At 67.7% G+C, this 17,971-nt stretch carries 15 protein-coding genes; 14 read left to right on the top strand and 1 reads right to left on the bottom strand.

The genetic code is table 11. From position 1 onward, the window contains the following. The first annotated feature begins 146 nt into the window (after positions 1-146). The 5 genes from CKW28_RS14420 (at position 147) to CKW28_RS14400 (ending at position 8,433) form a co-directional block, all read left to right on the top strand. Positions 147-959, top strand: coding sequence for a tyrosine-protein phosphatase (locus CKW28_RS14420; protein ID WP_050812011.1), 813 nt, complete (start codon positions 147-149; stop codon positions 957-959). A 402-nt stretch (positions 960-1,361) separates the two neighbouring features. Next, positions 1,362-3,338, top strand: a complete 1,977-nt coding sequence (locus CKW28_RS14415; RefSeq protein ID WP_162292335.1) for an oxidoreductase — start codon at positions 1,362-1,364, stop codon at positions 3,336-3,338. Positions 3,339-3,505: 167 nt separating this feature from the next. Then, positions 3,506-6,247 (top strand): PEP/pyruvate-binding domain-containing protein, encoded by a 2,742-nt coding sequence (locus CKW28_RS14410; RefSeq protein ID WP_003926956.1) that lies wholly within the window; start codon positions 3,506-3,508, stop codon positions 6,245-6,247. Then, positions 6,244-7,908, top strand: a complete 1,665-nt coding sequence (locus CKW28_RS14405; RefSeq protein ID WP_003926955.1) for an FAD-binding protein — start codon at positions 6,244-6,246, stop codon at positions 7,906-7,908. The genes CKW28_RS14410 and CKW28_RS14405 overlap by 4 nt, the downstream gene beginning before the upstream one ends. 39 nt (positions 7,909-7,947) lie before the next feature. Continuing rightward, entirely contained in the window at positions 7,948-8,433 is a 486-nt protein-coding gene (locus CKW28_RS14400; protein ID WP_003926954.1) for a nuclear transport factor 2-like protein, read from the top strand. Positions 8,434-8,481: 48 nt separating this feature from the next. On the opposite strand, the gene CKW28_RS14395 is transcribed toward CKW28_RS14400, so the two are convergent. Next, positions 8,482-10,389 carry an oxidoreductase gene (locus CKW28_RS14395; RefSeq protein ID WP_040547839.1) on the bottom strand — a complete coding sequence of 636 codons (1,908 nt, stop codon included), beginning with the start codon at positions 10,387-10,389 and terminating at the stop codon, positions 8,482-8,484. Between the two features lie 109 nt (positions 10,390-10,498). Here CKW28_RS14395 and CKW28_RS14390 point away from each other — a divergent pair, with 109 nt between their 5' ends. From CKW28_RS14390 to CKW28_RS14345, 9 genes are all read left to right on the top strand, one after another. Then, positions 10,499-10,867, top strand: coding sequence for a hypothetical protein (locus CKW28_RS14390; RefSeq protein WP_040547347.1), 369 nt, complete (start codon positions 10,499-10,501; stop codon positions 10,865-10,867). Further along, positions 10,864-11,244, top strand: a complete 381-nt coding sequence (locus CKW28_RS14385) for a hypothetical protein (RefSeq protein WP_040547345.1) — start codon at positions 10,864-10,866, stop codon at positions 11,242-11,244. Before CKW28_RS14390 ends, CKW28_RS14385 begins: the two co-directional genes overlap by 4 nt. Before the next feature lie 133 nt (positions 11,245-11,377). Continuing rightward, positions 11,378-13,171: a TIGR03619 family F420-dependent LLM class oxidoreductase gene (locus CKW28_RS24160; RefSeq protein ID WP_003926950.1), complete on the top strand. Its 1,794-nt coding sequence runs from the start codon at positions 11,378-11,380 to the stop codon at positions 13,169-13,171. A gap of 276 nt (positions 13,172-13,447) precedes the next feature. Then, positions 13,448-14,281 (top strand): mycofactocin-coupled SDR family oxidoreductase, encoded by an 834-nt coding sequence (locus CKW28_RS14370; protein WP_003926949.1) that lies wholly within the window; start codon positions 13,448-13,450, stop codon positions 14,279-14,281. Between the two features lie 4 nt (positions 14,282-14,285). Then, positions 14,286-14,486, top strand: a complete 201-nt coding sequence (locus tag CKW28_RS14365; RefSeq protein ID WP_197700591.1) for a ferredoxin — start codon at positions 14,286-14,288, stop codon at positions 14,484-14,486. A gap of 16 nt (positions 14,487-14,502) precedes the next feature. After that, the gene (locus tag CKW28_RS14360) at positions 14,503-15,732 is read left to right on the top strand and encodes a cytochrome P450 (protein WP_003926947.1); all 1,230 of its coding nucleotides are present in this window, start codon (positions 14,503-14,505) and stop codon (positions 15,730-15,732) included. 34 nt (positions 15,733-15,766) lie between these two features. Next, positions 15,767-16,153: an ester cyclase gene (locus CKW28_RS14355; protein ID WP_003926946.1), complete on the top strand. Its 387-nt coding sequence runs from the start codon at positions 15,767-15,769 to the stop codon at positions 16,151-16,153. Between the two features lie 76 nt (positions 16,154-16,229). Beyond that, positions 16,230-17,168, top strand: coding sequence for a PDR/VanB family oxidoreductase (locus CKW28_RS14350; RefSeq protein ID WP_040547833.1), 939 nt, complete (start codon positions 16,230-16,232; stop codon positions 17,166-17,168). 25 nt (positions 17,169-17,193) lie between these two features. Continuing rightward, the gene (locus CKW28_RS14345) at positions 17,194-17,964 is read left to right on the top strand and encodes an SDR family NAD(P)-dependent oxidoreductase (RefSeq protein ID WP_003926944.1); all 771 of its coding nucleotides are present in this window, start codon (positions 17,194-17,196) and stop codon (positions 17,962-17,964) included. Positions 17,965-17,971: the final 7 nt, after the last annotated feature.

Below are 17,971 nucleotides of genomic sequence, written 5' to 3'. Positions count from 1 at the left end.
ACACCAGGGAGGGCCACCACCTACAGTGGGCTGAACAGAAGTCAGTTCAAAAACGGCGGGTGGTGTGCGGATGAGAAGGGATGCCAGATGGACACCTCGGCTCTGAACGGACCGGGCGGCGGGGCACCCTTCGGCATCCGGCCGGCATGACGGACCGATCGACGGCTGCGGGCGGGGCGGACGCGGTGTTGCCGCGGCCGCTCCGCCTGGCCGGTGCCCCGAATTTCCGGGATCTCGGTGGAATCGCGGCCACCGATGGTCGGCGAATCGCGCCGCGCCGGCTGTTCCGCGGCGAGGCGTTCGCTGAGTTGTCGGCCCGGGACTGGGCCGCCGTGCGGGCGGTGGGTCTCCGGCTGGTCTGCGACCTGCGCAGCCCGGCCGAGCGGGCGAAGGCCGACGTGCGGTGGCCGGAGTCGGTGCGGCAGCTGCACCTGCCGGTGCTTCCCGACGAGCGGGCAGCCGGGGCAGCGGTTTTCCGGCGGATCGCGGAAGACCCGTCCGGTGCTGCCGCCCGTGACGTGCTCCTGGGTAACTACGGTTCGATGCCTGCCACCGTCGCCGGATCGTTGCGCGAACTGTTCACCGGCATCATCGATCACGACGGCGTACCGGTGCTGATCTACTGCCGGGAGGGCAAGGACCGCACCGGGTTCGTCACCGCACTGCTGCTCGCCGCGCTCGGGGTGGAATGGGACGCCATCGTCGCCGATTACCTGCTCAGCGCCCCACACTTCGATGCGGACGGGGCCCGTCGCACGATCAGCCGGCTGTCGGGCATCGATGAGCGCGAAGGTCCGAGTGAGGCGGCGATCGAAGCGCTGCGGGTGCGCCCGGAGTATCTGCGGCGGGCCTTCGACGTGATCGATTCGGATTTCGGCGGTGTCGACGAATACCTGCACCGGGCCGGAGGCCTCGACACCGAGCGCAGGCGCCGGTTGCAGGCGGTGTTCCTCGATTGAGAACCCACCGATCCGGCCTGCAGTGATGGACGCCTCCGGGCGACCTCCAGGCAGTGGTGGATCTGGCTGCCGCAGAACGTAACTCGCCGAGGTGACGGTGTTCTTTCTCAGGATGCGGTTCGGTGTACGAGCGGCCACGCGCCGACGAGGTCGCCGGTCGTGCCGTCGCGCTTCCCTGGACGACATCATCTTGACGATGGTGACGGGGAGCACTAGCGTTGCCTTCAAAGTGAATTCATTTCAGTAGGTGCGCCGTCCGGCCGCTGCGGCGCGATTCGTGGTCAGACTCTTGCCGGACGGTCGAATTCTTCGATGTGAGAATTGATTTCGTGAGGAGCGGTGTTGACCACCCCCAACGGAAGCCCCATGGAGCAACAGGCCGGACGTCCTGAGCGGAGTCTGTTGGCGCAGCCTCTGGAGCTGCGCGGCGTGCGGCTGCGAAACCGCTTGGTCGCCACCGCGCACGGCATCGCCGCGGTGGACGACGGAATGCCGAACGAGACGGATGCCGCGTACTGGTCCCGGCTGTCCCGCAGCGGTCCGGCGATGATCATCACCGGTGGAGTGCAGGTTTCCAAGAACGCCACGCTGCGCAGCCGCTACCTCGGCGAGGCGTGGCACGACTGGTCCGCAGCGGGATTCCGCAAGCGCGCCGATGCGATCGCCGCCGGCGGCGCGCTCGCGGTCGTCCAGCTCGGCCACCTCGGCCGGGAAACCCTCGGGGCTCAGACGTTCTTCCCGTTCGAGGCTCCCAGCGCCGTGCGGGGACCCCGCGAGCCGGTGGCCGCGCACGTCCTCACCGAGACCGAGATCCGGGGTGTGGTCCGGGCTTTCGCGCGGTCGGCGGCCAACATGGTGGCGGCCGGATACGGTGGGGTCGAGATCCACGGAGCCCACGGCTACCTGATCGCCGAGTTCCTCTCCCGGGTGGTCAACGACCGCGCCGACCGGTACGGCGGTGACGTCGTCGGGCGGGCCACCATGCTGCTCGAGACGATCGAGGCGATCAGGGCAGCGGTCCCGGAGGAGACGGTCCTCGGGGTCAGATTCTCGGTGGAGAACGATCCGGGCGGCCTCTCCGTGACCGACATCGCCGAGGTGTGCGAGGTGATGCAGGCGCGGGCCCCGGTCGACTATGTCAACGTCAGCTTCGGCGTGCGGGGGTACTACGTGCGCGATATGGCCACCACCCGGCCCCCGCTGCTCGGACAGACCCGGGCGCTGTCGGACGCCCTCGACGTGCCGCTGCTGGTGTCCTGTTCATTCCGCACCCGTGCCGACATCGAATCGGTGCTACGCGACGGCGGGGCGACACTGGTCGGCGCGGCCCGCCCCTACATGGCTGACCATGAGTTCGCCCGCAAGCTGCTCGACGGCCGCGATGGCGAGATCCGGCCGTGTGTCTCGTGTAATGAGGACTGCCGGACATTCGACCCGACCGCGATGTGTTCGGTCAACCCCGACCTGGCGCCGCCGGGAGCCGAGCGCAGACCCGCCGAGCCGACCCTGCTGCACGTGTCGCGCACCCCGCCCGGCCGAAGTGACCGGGTCGCGGTGGTCGGTGGGGGCCCGGGCGGCATGGAATGTGCGCTGTCACTGGTCCGGACCGGCGATGTCGAGGTGACGCTCTTCGAACGCGACGACCGGTTGGGCGGGCAACTCGCGCTGGCGCTGCGCGCCGAGGGCCGCGGCGGGTGGGCGCAGTTGATCGACTACTACCGGCGTCAACTCGCGGACGCGGGTGTCGAGGTGAGGCTCGGTTCGCCGATCGAGGACGCTCGCACCCTCGCCGGTTTCGACGCGGTGGTCTGGGCCGTCGGGGCCACCGAGGTGGCTTCGGGGCCGGATCTGGCCATGCCGACGGTGACGACCACCGAGTATCTGCTCGATGCGCCGCCGGCCGAGGCGCCCATCGTGATCGACGACGGATTCGGCTGGTGGCCGGCGGTCGGCCTGGTGGAGACCGCGCTGGCACGCGGCGCATCCTCGGTGACCTTCCTGACCCCGGGATCCGGCTTCGCCGGCGGGGTTCCGCCTGAGTCGCGGCTCCAGCTGATGGAACGCCTCCGCGGCAGACCGGTCCGGGTGATCGTGCACGCCTCTGTCCTCGCGTCCGGCACGGATACGTTGACGATCGCGCACAACGGGTCGGACGTTTCGGAGGTCATCCGCGGCGACCTCGCCGTGCGGACCGGGGTGCGCACCGCCCGGCCGATACCGCATCTCGACGGCCAGACCAGCCTCGCCATCGGCGACTGTGTGATGCCACGACGGGTCTCGCACGCCATCGCCGAGGGGCGGGCGGCGGCGCTTCGGCTGGTGTGCTCGCCGACGCCGGCGGTCCGAGATGTGGGTTGGATGATTCCTCTTGACGATTGAGGTGCAGGTCACTACATTCCAACATGAACAGAGTTCACTTCATGTATTGCGGCGTCCGGCGCCGGACGATTCCGGACGGCGGATCGTCTGCCGTGGGTGACGTGGTGACCGGTGACGCGAAAGTCCCGCACCGCGTCGTGACGGCAGGTTCATCGAGAGGGATAGCGATGCCGAATATCGTTCAGATAAACAGCGCGGCGACCGACAGCGCGGCAAGCGCGCAGCTGACCGAGCGCGCCCTGGTCGGCGGCAAGGGTCGGCATCTCATGCTGTGCAGCGCGGCAGGGTTCCCGGTTCCGCCCGGTTTCACCATCACCACGGACGCCTACGACGCTTTCCTGGCCCACAACAAGCTCACCGACACCGTGGCGAAGAGCGCCGCGGCATTCGTCTACCACGACGTCGACACGTTGGAGCAACAGGCCACGGCCATCCAAGAGGTGATCCTCAACGGGCAGATCCCGCCTGCCCTGGCCGAAGAGGTCGCGGCGAGGTATTCGGAGTTGGGCGGATACGTCGCGGTCCGGTCCTCCGGAACCGCCGAGGACATGGCCGACGCTTCCTTCGCGGGTCTGCACGACACCTTCCTCGACATCACCGGTGAGGACGCGCTGCTGGAGGCGGTCAAGAAGTGCTGGGCGTCGCTGTGGACCTCCCGGGCGATCGCCTACCGCGGCGAACAAGGCCACGCCCCAGGGGCACTGCCCAAGCTCGCCGTCGTCGTGCAGCAGATGGTCGAAGCCGACGCGGCGGGGGTGATGTTCACCGCCAACCCGCTGACGAGCAACACCGACGAGATCGTCGTCAACTCCTGCTGGGGGCTGGGCGAGGGATTGGTGTCCGGCATCGTGAACCCCGACCAGTTCGTCCTGGGCAAGGACAGGTTGGCCATCAAGGAGCGCATGCTCGGTGACAAGGCCGTCACGGTGAAGCGGAATCCGGACGGGCCCGACAGCACCGTCTCGGTTCCCACTCCCGAACCCAAGCGGGAGGCGTGGTCGATCGCCGACGACACCGTCGTGCGACTCGGCGAGCTCGCGCGCAGGATCGAACGGTACTTCGACGGTCTGCCTCAGGACATCGAATGGGCGGTCAAGGACAATGAGATCTTCGTCCTGCAGTCCCGGGCCATCACCGGTGTCGACTTCACCTGGGACTCCGACGTCGACGCCTGGCAGGAGGCCGAGGACGAACCCGAGGCGATCTGGACGCGGAAGTTCGCAGACGAGTTCTGGACCGGCCCGATCACGCCGCTGTTCTATTCGGTCCGGGCTCGGGGCTTCACCAACGCGGGCGTGCGTTCCGCGCTCGACTGGGGCTTCGCCGACGTGGCCGCCAAGCGCCGGCACAAGTACTTCAAGGCCGAGGTCTACACCAACTCCGAATACCAGAAGGCGTTGGTGAGCCATGCCATCCCGAAGAGCATGCGGGAAGGGTCGGTGGCCTGGCTCAACAGTGCGGACCGGAAAGCCGCGGCGAGTTGGCCGTTCTCCTGGCGGGAGTACGTGCGGATGCTCGCCAGGATCCAGTTCATGACGCAGAACGGCCTTTACGAGTGGTTCAAGGAGGCCGACAACTACGACCTCGAAAAGGTCCCGGAGCGGGGCAGACTCGATCCGGAGGCGCTCAAACTCTGGTCGGATGAGGCACTTCGGCGGTTGATCAAGCAGTACACCGACTACGCCGAGAACAAGCACTACAGCCAGTGGACGGGTTGGTTCATCCACGCCGCCAACGCGATGACGATCCTGGGCAAGATGCTTGCCTCGTGGTATGACGGCACCAACGCCAACATCTTCACCGACCTGATCACCGGGCTGCCGGAACGCACCCGGACCATGCAGGAGAACATCGACCTCTGGCAGCTGGCCTCGGCGATCCGCTCGAATGCCGCGGTGCGGGAGCTGTTCGAGAAGAGCTCGGAGACCGAGTTCTTCGACCGGCTCGCCGACCTTCCGGAGGGTGCGTCCGTCTACGCGCAGTACCGTGAGTTCCTCGACCTCCATGGTCATCGGGGACATGCCGACCGTGACTTCTACTTCCCGCGGCGGCTCGACGATCCGGCGATCGACTACCGCCTGCTGAAGGCGTTGCTGTCCGGCGACGGCAGCTTCGATCCGGTGGCGGCCGAGAAGGAACTGCAGCGGCGACGCGAGGCCGCGGTGGCCGATGTCCTCGACCGGCTCCGCAACCAGCCGATGGGCGCGCTGCGGGTCGCCGCCTTCAACACGGTGTACAAGTACGTGGTCCGGTTCATGCTGCACCGTGACAACCAGCGTCACCACCTCGACCGCGTCACGTACGCCAAGAAGCTGGCCTTCACCGAGGTCGGCCGGCGGGTGCACGAGCGGGGCCTGCTGCCGCGGGAGGACGATTTCTACTTCCTCACCGAGGACGAGTTGTTCGGACTGCTGCACGGGACCGGGAACGCCCGGCTGTGCCAGGCAAAGGTGATCGGCCGCCGCAACGCGTTCGAGCAGTACGCCAGTGGGAAATTCGTGCCGCCCGAGTTCATGCAGAACGGCCGCGAATGGGTGGACCCCGAGGCCCAGCAGCTCCAGGTGGCCGACGACGGCTCCGGGATCCAGGGTTTCGGTACGTCGCCCGGCACCTACACCGGCCGTGCACGCGTCATCACCAGCCTCGATGACATCGGCCGGGTCGAGCAGGGGGATGTGCTGATCACCAACAGCACCGACCCCGCGTGGACCCCGGTCTTCCTGGTGATCGGCGGGCTGGTGCTGGAGACCGGCGGGCTGCTGGCCCACGGTGCGTGCCTGTCGCGTGAGTACAACCTGCCCGCCGTCACCGCGCCGGCGGCGACGACACGGATCCCCGACGGCGCCACCATCACCGTCGACGGTGTGGCCGGGACCGTCATCGTGCATCAGGAGGCGACGGTCCAGTGACGGATCGGTTGATCGTCGTCGGTGGCGGATTGTCCGGCATCGCCGTGGCGCTCGGTGCAGCACTGAAGGGCGTTCCCGTCACGATCTTCGAGAGCGACGACAAACTCGGCGGCGCCGCCGCGTACTCGGGTGGGTTGGTGTGGATCGGGGCCAACCATGCGGCGATCGACTCCGGCATCGATGACGACCTGGACAGGGTCCGGGCCTACATCCGCGACATCGCGTCCCGGCATCCCGAACTGCTCGACGAAGAGGCGATGGAGCGGTGGATCACCACCGCGCCGGTGGCGGCCAGATACTGGGAGGACGTCGGCGCCATCACATGGACCGTCATCCCTGGGCTGGCCGACTACCACGAGCAGGCCAAGGGAGCGTTGCCCGAGGGCCGTTACATCACCGCCGCGCCCGTCGACAGGCAGCGTCTGGGGCCGTGGGCCGACAAGCTCAGGATCGGTCCGTACCATCCGATGGGCACGACCTATGCGGAGGCATTGGCCAAGGGACGGCGCAACTTCGACGACCCGGCACGGGACGGCTCGGCAGGGGACAGGTCGGAGAACATCATCGACGATCGGGCGATGGTCGCCAGCCGTGACGAGAAGGAGATCTTCGCCAACGACCGGTCCCGTCACCTCACCTTCGGCACCGGTGTCGTCGCGGCGTTCCTGAGCCGGCTGCTCGAGGTGGACGGCGATGTCGAGATCCTCACCGGGCACCGGGTCACCGAGCTGCTGACCCGCGACGGCGCGGTCGTCGGGGCGGTCGCTCAGCACGCGGGACAGTCCGTCTCCCGGCAGGGGCGCGTGGTGCTGTCCACCAGCGGCTACGACTGGAATCCCGAACTGATGCGCGAGTTCATCGGGGTCGAAGAGGGCGACTTCGGCAGCGTGGCGCCGGACAGCATCCGGGGCGACGGCCTGCTGTTGGCCCGGTCGGTGGGCGCGGCGACGATGACCTGGCCGGCCGGAACCGTCCCGATGATGCCGGGCTGGCCGTCGAAGGTCGGCACCGGGTTCTCCCACGGACCCGAGGCGTGTCTGCCGCACAGCATGATCGTGGACTCCTCGGGCCGACGGTTCTGTGACGACTCGTACTGGGTCGACATCATGGACAAGGCGTTCGCCGAGAACGACCGGCACTGGCCGATGTTCCTGATCTGGGACGACGACCACCGCCAGAAGTACGGGCTGCAGGAGACCCCGCCGGGCGGTGAGTACCCCGAGGGGTTGGTGACCAGTGCCCCGACCCTCAAGGAACTCGGCACGGCACTGGGTATCGACGGTGATGCCCTGACCGAGACCGCGGCCGAGTTCAGCCGGTGGGCCGAGCGCGGGGAGGACCCGCACTTCGGCCGCGGGTCGGTGGCCTACATCGCGCGGAATCTGGGCGATCCGAACAACGACGGCAACCCGTTGCTCGGACCCATCCGCAAGCCGCCCTTCCACGGTCTGCGCCTGAAGGTGCTCGGTACCGGAATCGGCATGAGCGGCATCGGCGTCGACGCCGAAGCCCGTGTGCTGCGACCCGACGGGTCCGTCATCGAGGGGTTGTACGCGATCGGGTCGTGCGCGGCCTTCACCACCTCCGGCACCGGCTACAACAGCGGGTTCGCGCTGAGTCGCGGGATCACCCACGCCTACCTCATCGCGGAGAGTCTGTGACGACGGATTCCCCGGCAGGGCGACGACCGGAGGCGACGGATGTTCGACGGCTTTGACCAGTGGAGTTCGTCGCCTCCGGCCGGCCCCGCGGTGAGGGGCCTCGACGTCCTCGAGGCGTGTGGGCGGGGCCAGGCCGGCCGGCGGACAGCGGCGGTGCTGGCCGGGATCCTGACCGCCGTGGCCGGCGGTGACAAGCCTTCCTACCGTTCGTACTTCGACGATGACGCGGTCATCGACGTCGTCGGTCTGGACCGGAGCAGAATCGGCGGAGTGGGCCCCGGCGAGAGCGTGACCGAGGTGTTGTTCCCGGACGGTTTCGAGATCGTCGTCGTCCGGGCGGCGGTGTGCGACGACGTCGGTTTCGCCGAGGTCGCAATCAAGGGCAGGGTGCGCACCACCGGTCGGCTCTATGTGACGCCCGCCGTCATCAGCGTGCAGTGCCGGCCGCGCGGACTGGTTTCGCGGTATTCCGAGTACACCCAGGTGGAGCGGCTGTACGCGGCGTCTGCTCCGGATCCCGACTAGAAGCGGCTGCCCAGGGACCGGAGCGCCCGCGGCGGATCCGCCGGCGAGTCAGGCCCGGATGCGTTGCGCTGCGGCGTATCCCTCGGCGACGGCGTGAGCGACGCGCCGCGGCACCACCGCGTCTCCGATCACCTGGACCCGGGCCTGCGGCAGCGCGGTGGCCAGCCCCTGCCAGTCGGATGCGATCCGTTCCCCGACGGTGACGACCCGGTCGCAGGTCAATCCGGTGGTCTGGCCGGAAAGGGTGTTCCGATAGGTCAACCGGTAACGGCTGCCGGCGGCGGAGACATGGCTCAGAGCGGCCTGCACGACGATGTCGACCGGCTCGCCGGTCAGCCTGCGCAGCAATTGGACTCGCGATTCGGGCGGAATGGTGGCGGCGAACGCGGGCCCGGGCACCAGGACCGTGACGTGCTGAGCCCCGCGGGCGAGTGCGGTTTCGATCGCGCTGATGGTGAGCCAGTAGCCGAAACCGTCGTCGACGATCACCACCCGGTTGCCGATGGTTTCCGTGCTGTGATCGCCGATCAGCGATGTCGCCGACATGGTGTGATCGGTCGCCGCCTCGGTCGCCCCGGTCGCGATCACGACCTCCCCGAACCCGGTGAGATCATCCGGGCCGGCCCGGTGGTTGAGCTCGAGGCGCACCCGGTCGAGGTTCTCACCGTAGAACCGCAGCAGCCGCGCCCAGCCGGTGCGGTGCGGGGCCTCGGCGGCGATCCGTAACTGGCCGCCGATCCGGTCGGTGCTCTCGAACAGCGTGACGTCGTGGCTGCCGGCGAGGCGGAGGGCGGCCTCCAGGCCGGCTGGGCCGGCACCCACCACCGCCACCCGCGCCGGGGTGCCCGGCGCCGTGCCGAACCGCAGCGGTGTCGCCGGGCGTGCGCTCTGCCCGGGCGGCGCGAGAGTCGGGTTGACCGTGCACAGCAGCACCGGTGTGAACGAGCGGCAGTCCTCGTTGCACGACACGCACGGCCGGATTCGGGAGTCCGCGCCGCTGATCAGTTTTCGCGGCAGCTCCGGGTCGGCGATCAGGGGACGCGCCAGACCGATCAGGTCCGCCCCGCGGTGCAGCGCGGACTCGATGTCGTCCCGCGAGCGGAAGGCCTGCGACACCAGCAACGGCTTGCTCGTCGCCCCGCGCAGCCGCTCGATGTGGGGCAGCAATGGCGGTGCGGCGGTCGCCATGTCGCGGACGTAGGTGGTCCGCACACCGACCGTGACATTGAGGTAGTCGAAGGGTTCCAGCAGCGGGAGGATCTCGCACACCCGGTCCAGGCCGAGATCGCCCTCGTCGGCGTCCTCAACCGAGACCCGCACGCCGACGACGAGATCCGGACAGGCTTCGACGATGGCGGAACGCAACCGGTGCAGGATCCGCACCCGCCCGGCCGTGTTCTGGGCATCCGGTCGCCGGTTGATCGCCGGGGACAGGAACTGGCCCAGCAGATAACCGTGTGCGGCATGCAGTTCCACCGCACGGAACCCGGCCTCCGCGGCGTGGCGGGAACTCACGACGAAGTCGTCGATCACCCGGTCGATGTCGGATTCGGACATGGTCCTGGCGCGCACGGGTTCCCGCGGTGACCGCACCGGGGAGGGAGCGACGGGGTGTTCCCAGATCTCGGCTCCCAGGGTCTCGCGGCCCAGGTGCACCAGTTGGCAGACCGGGACCGCCCCTTCCCGGGCGATCGCCGATGCGCGACGTCGCAGACCGTCGACGGCCTCGGGCCGCCACGCTTCGGTGATGTTTCCTGTGCGGTTGGCCGAATCGGGGCTCACGACCGTACCGCCGGCGATCACCATCGCCGCACCGCCGGCGGCGCAGCGGCGCCAGTAGTCGTCGTCGCCGGGCCGGGCGAGTCCGCCGGCCACCACACCGGAACCGTGTGCGGTGGCCACCAGGCGATTACGAAGGGAGAGTGCACCGATCCGGAAGGGTGCCGACGCGGAGATGGTAGCGGCCACGTTGCTCCTCAAACTGGATTCAGTTCACCATAGGAAGCGGCGTGCGGAACCGCAAGACGGTCTCGACACCGGGCATGTAACGAACTAAATTCATTTCATGTCTTACTCGATGGAGGAGTACTACGCCGCCGTCGACAGCGGACGGCTGGACGACGCGGTGGCCATGCTGGCCGGCGATGTGCAGTTCGTGATGATCCTGCCGACCGGTGAGCGACGCGGTCACAGCCGAGCGGACATGTTGGACTATCTGCGCAACCGGCCCGCCGTCGAGCGGGTACACCGGTTGATGCGGATCGCCCGCCACGATGACGTCGAGTTCGGTTTCGGGGCAGTCGTCGAGAATGGCGCCACCACAACCGGATACTTCGTCAGCGCGATGCACATGGACGGCGCCGGTCTGATCGACCGGTATCAGGTGTCGTTCCTCGCCGACTTCGCCGTGCTGCCCGGGGAGGGGAGGGTATGACGGCCGCAGCGGCGGCGACGCCGGTGTTGGCCCGGTGGTTCGCGTACATGGACTCCGACGACCCCGACCGGGTGCTGTCGATGATCGGCGCCGATTTCCGGATGGCGGTGCTGTTCTCCCGGGGCGCGGGGGAATCGGCGGAGTTCGTCGGCGATCGGAACGGGCTGATCGCCTATCTTGCACAGCGGGAGAAGGGCGTTCTGGTCCACCACATCGACGCCGGAGCCTGCACGGGGGGAATCGAGTTGGCCGTCGGCCGGACCACTCGCGGAGGCTTGTTCGAGGCGTCGTTCAACGCCACCCTGGCGCTGGACGACGCCGGCAAGGTCCGTCGGATCCTGATGGCCAGAACACCCGAGGTCGCGCTCGGCGACTGAGCCGAAACCGATCCGGTGCCGGGGCCGCCGGCGGCCGACCGGAAGGGCGGTGGCCGGCGGGACCCTCTTCATATCATGAGGAATTGCCGCTACTGTTCGCTACTGTTCCGGACAACGGGAGTAGGAGCGGCAGTTGGCGACGATCGGGCTGAGCGCGTACGGCATGGCCGGCGGCGAGCTGGTGGAACTGGCGGCCTGCGCGGACGAGCTGGGCTTCGACACCCTGTGGCTCGGCGAACATGTGGTGCGCCCGCTGACGCAGCGGAGTGCGCATCCCACCAGCGGAACCAGACAGCACCACTCCGGGCCGCTGGTCGCTGAACGCACCGAACTCATCGACCCGTGGGCGGTGCACGCCGCGATCGCCGCGGTGACCACGGGGATCAAGCTCGGCACCGCTGTCTATGTCGCTGCGCTGCGGCACCCCCTGCACACCGCACGCACCACGATCACCGTTCAGGAGTTGAGCGGCGGACGGGTCGTCTTCGGCGTCGGGGTGGGCTGGCTGGAGGAGGAGTTCGATGCCTTCGACGTGCCCTTCCGTACCCGGGTGTCGCGCACCGAGGAATGCCTCGCGATCCTTCGCGCGGCCTGGCGGGGAGAACCGTTCTCCCACCACGGCCGGCATTTCCGCATCGACCGGGTGCAGGTGCACAGCAGGCCGGTCGACATCCCGGTGGTGCTCGGCGGGAACGGCCCGAAGGCGCTGGCCCGGGCGGCCACGTTGGGAGACGGCTGGTTCACCTCCGGTACCCCCGAGTTCGACGACGCCCTGCGGATGGTGCGTGAGATCCGCCGGGTCCGTGAGCAGCACGGCCGCCCCGGTCCGTTCACCTGTTACGTGCGGATACCGTCCGTCGACGAGGTCGGCCGGTACCGCGATCACGACATGACAGATCTGGTGCTCTGGGCCGACACTGTGTGGCAAGGCCGTACGCTCGACGAGAAGCGGGATCGCCTCGCCGCAGCGGCCGACCGGCTGGGGTTGGTGTCCCGAAGCTCGGGTGATCCACCCGCTGCGGCGGCCGGACGGTCGCAGCGCCGGCGCAGCGGGTCGGCCTTACGGATGGGGGATGACGTGCCGCGCAGAGTGCAGAACACCGGGGCCCGGAGCGCCGGGGTGCGCGACACCAGGCCGCAGAACAGCCGAGCGGGTGCGAACGGGGCCAGGACGGCCAGGGACGAGCACCGCGGTGAGGTCTCGCTGTTGCGTCCGCTCAAGGCCGCGGAATCGGTCGCGCGCATGATCGTCGACGAGATCAAGACCAAGGGCCTGCAACCCGGTGACAGCCTCCCGTTGGAGGCCACGATGCTCAAGCAGTACGGCGTCAGCCGGGAATCACTGCGGGAAGGCCTGCGGCTGCTCGAGGTACAGGGCATGATCTCGATCCGCCGCGGGCCCGGCGGCGGACCGGTGGTGGGCACCGTCGACGCCGGCCATCTCGGCCGGGTGTCGGCGCTGTTCTACAACATGGCCGACGCCACCTACGAGGAACTGCTCGAGGCATGGGTGTGGGCCGAGGGCGAACTCGCCGAGCGTGCCGCGCGTAACCCCGACGCGCAACTGCGTTCCGCGCGGATGACACCCTATCTCACCGATCACGACGGTTCGGCCGAGGGACTCGCCCCGTATCTGGAGGGGCACACCGCCTTCCACCGCGCCGTGGCGGATCTGTCGAACAACCGTGTGCTGGCGCTCAGCCTGCAGACCTACGGTCAGATCGTCTCCCACCATGTGGCCGTCCTCAGCGACCCGCGCAGCCTGCGTGACGTCCTCGTCGACGAACACCGTCACATCGCCGAAGCGGTGATCTCCGGTCACGCCCGCCGGGCGCGCGCCCTGATGCGGTCACACCTCGAGGGCGTCACCGCTTTCGTCCGGGAGAACATCCCGGTTCCGTTGGATCAGCCCATCGAATGGCTCTGACACCCTGATCTCGTCCGCTGATCTCCACCCGTCGCAGCGAACGGGCGCCGTTTGCGGCCTGCGCTGAATCCCAGCTGTAGCACGCCAATGCGTTGCTTCGGCAAAGAATGCACCCCACCGTGCGGAAAACTCATCATGATGATCTCTTGACTTTCCGGAACATCATGACGAACATGTCGATCAACGCTTCTTCGTGATGCCGATCACGGCCTCGACGCCGGGGTGGATCCGGTACGACGAAGCACTCGAGTATCCGCACGTGGCCAGGGAGCGCGCATGAACCGATTGCAGGGCAAGGTCGCATTCATCACCGGCGCCGCACGCGGGCAGGGACGGACCCACGCGGTGCGACTGGCCCAGGACGGCGCCGACATCGTCGCCATCGATCTCTGCCGCCAGCAGCCGAACCTCGACTACGCCCAGGGGTCACCCGAGGAGCTGAAGGAGACGGTCCGGCTCGTCGAGGAGCAGGGCCGGCGGATCATCGCCCGCCAGGCCGACGTCCGCGACCTGGCCTCGCTGCAGGCCGTGGTCGACGAGGCCCTGGCCGAATTCGGCCACATCGACATCCTGGTCTCCAACGTCGGCATCTCGAACCAGGGTGAGGTCGTCAGCCTCACCGATCAACAGTGGTCCGACATCCTGCAGACCAACCTCATCGGTGCCTGGCACGCCTGCCGCGCGGTGCTGCCGTCGATGATCGAACGCGGTCAGGGCGGCTCGGTGATCTTCGTGAGCTCCACCGTCGGCCTACGGGGAGCGCCCGGTCAGTCGCACTACGCGGCGTCCAAACACGGTGTGCAGGGCCTGATGCTGTCGCTGGCGAATGAAGTGGGGCGACACAACATCCGGGTCAACTCGGTGAATCCGGGTGCGGTCAACACCGAGATGGCGCTCAACGAGAAGCTGCTCAAGATGTTCCTCCCGCACCTGGAGAACCCGACGCGGGAAGACGCCGCCGAACTGTTCAGCCAGTTGACTCTGCTCCCCATCCCGTGGGTCGAGCCCGAGGACGTCAGCAATGCCGTGGCCTGGCTGGCCTCGGACGAGGCCCGCTACATCCACGGGGCCGCCATCCCCGTCGACGGCGGTCAGTTGGCCCGAGCATAGGAGGTTGGAGACACCGATGAAGAAAATTTCCGTCGATATCGAGTACTGCCAGGCGCACGGCCGCTGCTATGCGCTGTTCCCCGATCTGTTCGACGCCCAGGAGGACGGCACCGCCGTCGTCAAAGGCGATGGGGAACTGCCGGATTCGATCGACCCGGCAGACGTGACGGGATCCTGTCCCGAGGCCGCGATCACCGTTGGTTGAGAAGGAGAAAGTCGCAATGACCGAACAACTGCAGGATGCCGCCACCAAGACGGGCGGTTGTCCGATCGATCTGTGGTCGGACCACTTCAACGAGAATTTCTGGACCGAGATCAACCGGCTGCAGGAAAGCGGCGAGCTGGCGGTTCACATGCAGGGCAGCACCCCGTGCTACGTCGCCACCCGGTACGAGGACAACTTCAAGATCCTGCGGGACTGGAAGCGCTTCTCCTCTGAGGACGGGGTGGCCATCCTCGGTCACGACAACCGTAGTGAGCCGCCGAAGAATGAGGGCCGCTTCCTTCCGGAGGACCTCGACCCGCCCGCCCAGACCGACTGGCGCAAGGTCCTCAATCCCGAACTGACCGAACAGAAGATGCGCCGGTTCATCCCGTCCATCCGAGCCTCGGTCGACGCGCTGCTCGATGCCGGCATCGCCAAGGGCAGCTTCCGGGTCATGGAGGACTTCCTGCGGCCGCTGCAGCTGAAGTCGGTCTTCACCAACATCCTCAATCTCGGTGACGACCGGATCGACGACTGGATGAAGTGGGGACACGACATCTTCGTCGGTGAGACCGCCGAGGATTCGGCGAACGCCTACACCAGCCTCTACAACGCCATCAACGACCTCATCGAGGAGCGCACCCAGAATCCGATCGAGGGCGATCTGGTGAGCCTGGTGTGCCACGTGAAGGAGATCGACGGCAAGGAACCGACCCGGTCCGAACGCATCGCCGTCGTCCTCCCGTTGGCGATCGCGGGTCTGGAGTCCACCGGCACCGTGCTGGGCGGGACGATCCACCACCTCGCCACCCATCCCGACGACCTGGCCGAACTGGTGGCCGATCCGTCGCTGGTGCCGGCCGCGGTGGAGGAGGGGCTGCGGATGTTCACCAACGTGACCGTGCTGCAGCGCACCACCACCTGCCCGGTGCAGATCGGCAACACCGAGCTCGACAAGGGTGCGAAGGTCTGGACGTCCTACAACGCCGCGAACCGCGATCCGGCGAAGTTCCCCGATCCGCACACCTGGAACCTGCACCGCAAGGACAAGAACCACCTCGCGTTCAGCATCGGGCCGCACCGCTGCCTGGGGTCGAACTACGCCCGGGTGATGATGCTGACGGTCCTGGAGCGTCTGATCGAACGCATCCCGCGGTTCACGCTGGCGCCGGATCAGGTCATCGAGTACCACTCGATGCCCACCCGCGGCATCCACGAGTTCATGATCACCGTCCAGCCGAACTGACGGCTCGGCCAGTGCTGCACGTGAAGGGTCACAGATGACTACCGCCAACCCGGAAGAACTGCTGAATCTGGCCCACCAGGTGGTGGACGCCTGGAACCGGCTGGACCTCGACGCCCTACGGGAACTCGTCGACGAGAACGTGGTCGTCGTGCACCAGAACCGGGGCGTCGCCGCCAAGGGACGCGATCTGATGCTCGAGACCGTCAAGCAGATGAGCGAGGTCTTCCCGGACCGCAGGATCGGGGAGACCACCCGCTGGGCCACCACCGGCAACACCGTGATGCGCGAGACGACCTGGCAGGGCACCGCAACCACCGACGTCCCCGGCTTCGGCGCCGCCGGTGAGTTCTGCAAACTCAACGTGCTCTCGATCATGACGTTCGACAACGGTCGTCTCACCGAGTGGTGCGACTACGGATGACCGCCCCCGGAGTCGGTGGAGGGAAGGTCCCCTCCACCGACTCCGGACCGCTCGCTTCGCTCCTTCGGAAATGAACATGGATCTCGAACTTCACGTCGCCCAGAAGCGCACGATCGCCGACCAGATCGTCGAACTCACCCTCACCAGACCGGACGGCGGCACGCTGCCGGAGTGGACACCGGGCGCCCACATCGATCTGCGACTCGGTGATCTGGTTCGGCAGTACTCACTGACCGGGCTGGAGGCCCGACCCGACCGGTGGGTGGTGTCGGTGCTGCGCGAACCCGCCGGCCGAGGCGGGTCGCAATACGTCCACGACGTTCTCGCCGAGGGCGCGTCGATCGGTGCTTCGTTGCCGCGCAACCACTTCCCGCTGCGATCAGACGCCGACAACATCCTCTTCATCGCCGGCGGAATCGGGATCACGCCGATGCTGCCGATGATCAGCCAGTTGGAGCAGCAGGCCCGGACCTGGAACCTGATCTACTGCGGGCGGTCCCGCACCAGCATGGCCTACCTCGACGAACTGGCGAAGTTCGGTGACAGGGTGGTGGTGCGACCCGATGACGAGTACGGAGTTCCGGACCTCGCCGGGTTGATCCGGCCCACCGCACCGGACACGGTCGTGTACAGCTGTGGTCCCGAGGGGATGTTGAGCACGCTCGAGACCGTCTGTGCCGATCCGGCGCACTCCCGGACCCTGGTCCTCGAACGGTTCGTGCCCAAGGAGTACGACACCGAGGGGGACACGGCATTCGAGGTCGAGTTCGCCCAGAGCGGTGTCACGGTGACGGTGCCGGCGGATCGGTCGATCCTCGAGGTCGCCGAGGAAGCCGGGATCGACATCCTGTCCTCCTGCTCCGAAGGCACCTGTGGAACATGTGAATCCCCTGTGCTGGAAGGAATTCCAGAGCACCGCGACTCGGTTCTCACCAAGGAGGAACGGGCCTCCAACGCCACCATGATGCCGTGTGTGTCGCGGTGCCGGACCCCGCGCCTGGTGCTGGATCTGTGAGGCGAAAGTGAGCAGTCAAGTGAGCATGGGAGACATCCTCACCGGTCAACGGGCCTTGATCACCGGCGCGAGCGAGGGCATCGGATTCGGCATCGCGCAGGCGATGCTCGAGGCCGGAGCGGATGTGATGATCGCCGCACGCCGGCGATCCAAACTCGAGAGCGCACAACAGGAACTGGGCGCGCTGGCACGACCGAATCAGCGGGTCGAGATCGTCGAAGTCGATGTCACCCAACCTGATTCGGTCCAGAAGATGTTCGAACACTGTGATGAGACTTTCGGGACGCTGAACATCTTCGTGGCCAACGCGGGAAGCGGGTCGATGGTGCCGTTCCTCGAGATGACCGAGGAGATCTGGCGATCCACGCTGGAACTCAACCTCGGCGGCACGTTCCGCACCTGCCAGCACGCGGCCCGCCGCATGGTCGACCGCGCGGACCGGGACGCCAACGCGGCGATCCTGGTGGTGTCCTCGATCCGTGCCCTGGGCACCAGGCCGGGCACCATCCACTACGCCACCACCAAGGCCGGTCTCAACCAGTTCGTCCGCGTCGCCGCCTATGAGCTCGCCGGGTCAGGAGTGCGGATCAACGCGCTCTCACCGGGCATCACCGCCACTCCGATGGCCCTGCAACGCAATCCGGATGTCTTCACCGAGATGACCGCGACGGTGCCGATGGGACGGGCAGGCACCCCGGCCGACATGGGCGCAGCCGCCGTCTACCTGTGCTCGCCGGCGGCCAATTTCGTGACCGGAACCAACCACATCGTCGATGGTGGGGAATCCCTGTACTGATTGCGCG

It is taken from the genome of Mycolicibacterium thermoresistibile (genome assembly GCF_900187065.1).
Lineage (GTDB): Bacteria > Actinomycetota > Actinomycetes > Mycobacteriales > Mycobacteriaceae > Mycobacterium > Mycobacterium thermoresistibile.
Note: the sequence above shows the minus strand (reverse complement) of the source record. Positions and strands in the feature narration are given on the sequence as shown.

What these genes read in the sequence shown, in the direction of transcription:
- CKW28_RS14370 (WP_003926949.1), top strand. Translation starts at nt 13,448, where the DNA reads ATGAACCGATTGCAGGGCAAGGTCGCATTCATCACCGGCGCCGCACGC.
- CKW28_RS14345 (WP_003926944.1), top strand. Translation starts at nt 17,194, where the DNA reads ATGGGAGACATCCTCACCGGTCAACGGGCCTTGATCACCGGCGCGAGC.
- CKW28_RS14385 (WP_040547345.1), top strand. Translation starts at nt 10,864, where the DNA reads ATGACGGCCGCAGCGGCGGCGACGCCGGTGTTGGCCCGGTGGTTCGCG.
- CKW28_RS14355 (WP_003926946.1), top strand. Translation starts at nt 15,767, where the DNA reads ATGACTACCGCCAACCCGGAAGAACTGCTGAATCTGGCCCACCAGGTG.
- CKW28_RS14350 (WP_040547833.1), top strand. Translation starts at nt 16,230, where the DNA reads ATGGATCTCGAACTTCACGTCGCCCAGAAGCGCACGATCGCCGACCAG.
- CKW28_RS14400 (WP_003926954.1), top strand. Translation starts at nt 7,948, where the DNA reads ATGTTCGACGGCTTTGACCAGTGGAGTTCGTCGCCTCCGGCCGGCCCC.
- CKW28_RS14390 (WP_040547347.1), top strand. Translation starts at nt 10,499, where the DNA reads ATGTCTTACTCGATGGAGGAGTACTACGCCGCCGTCGACAGCGGACGG.
- CKW28_RS14410 (WP_003926956.1), top strand. Translation starts at nt 3,506, where the DNA reads ATGCCGAATATCGTTCAGATAAACAGCGCGGCGACCGACAGCGCGGCA.
- CKW28_RS14420 (WP_050812011.1), top strand. Translation starts at nt 147, where the DNA reads ATGACGGACCGATCGACGGCTGCGGGCGGGGCGGACGCGGTGTTGCCG.
- CKW28_RS14360 (WP_003926947.1), top strand. Translation starts at nt 14,503, where the DNA reads ATGACCGAACAACTGCAGGATGCCGCCACCAAGACGGGCGGTTGTCCG.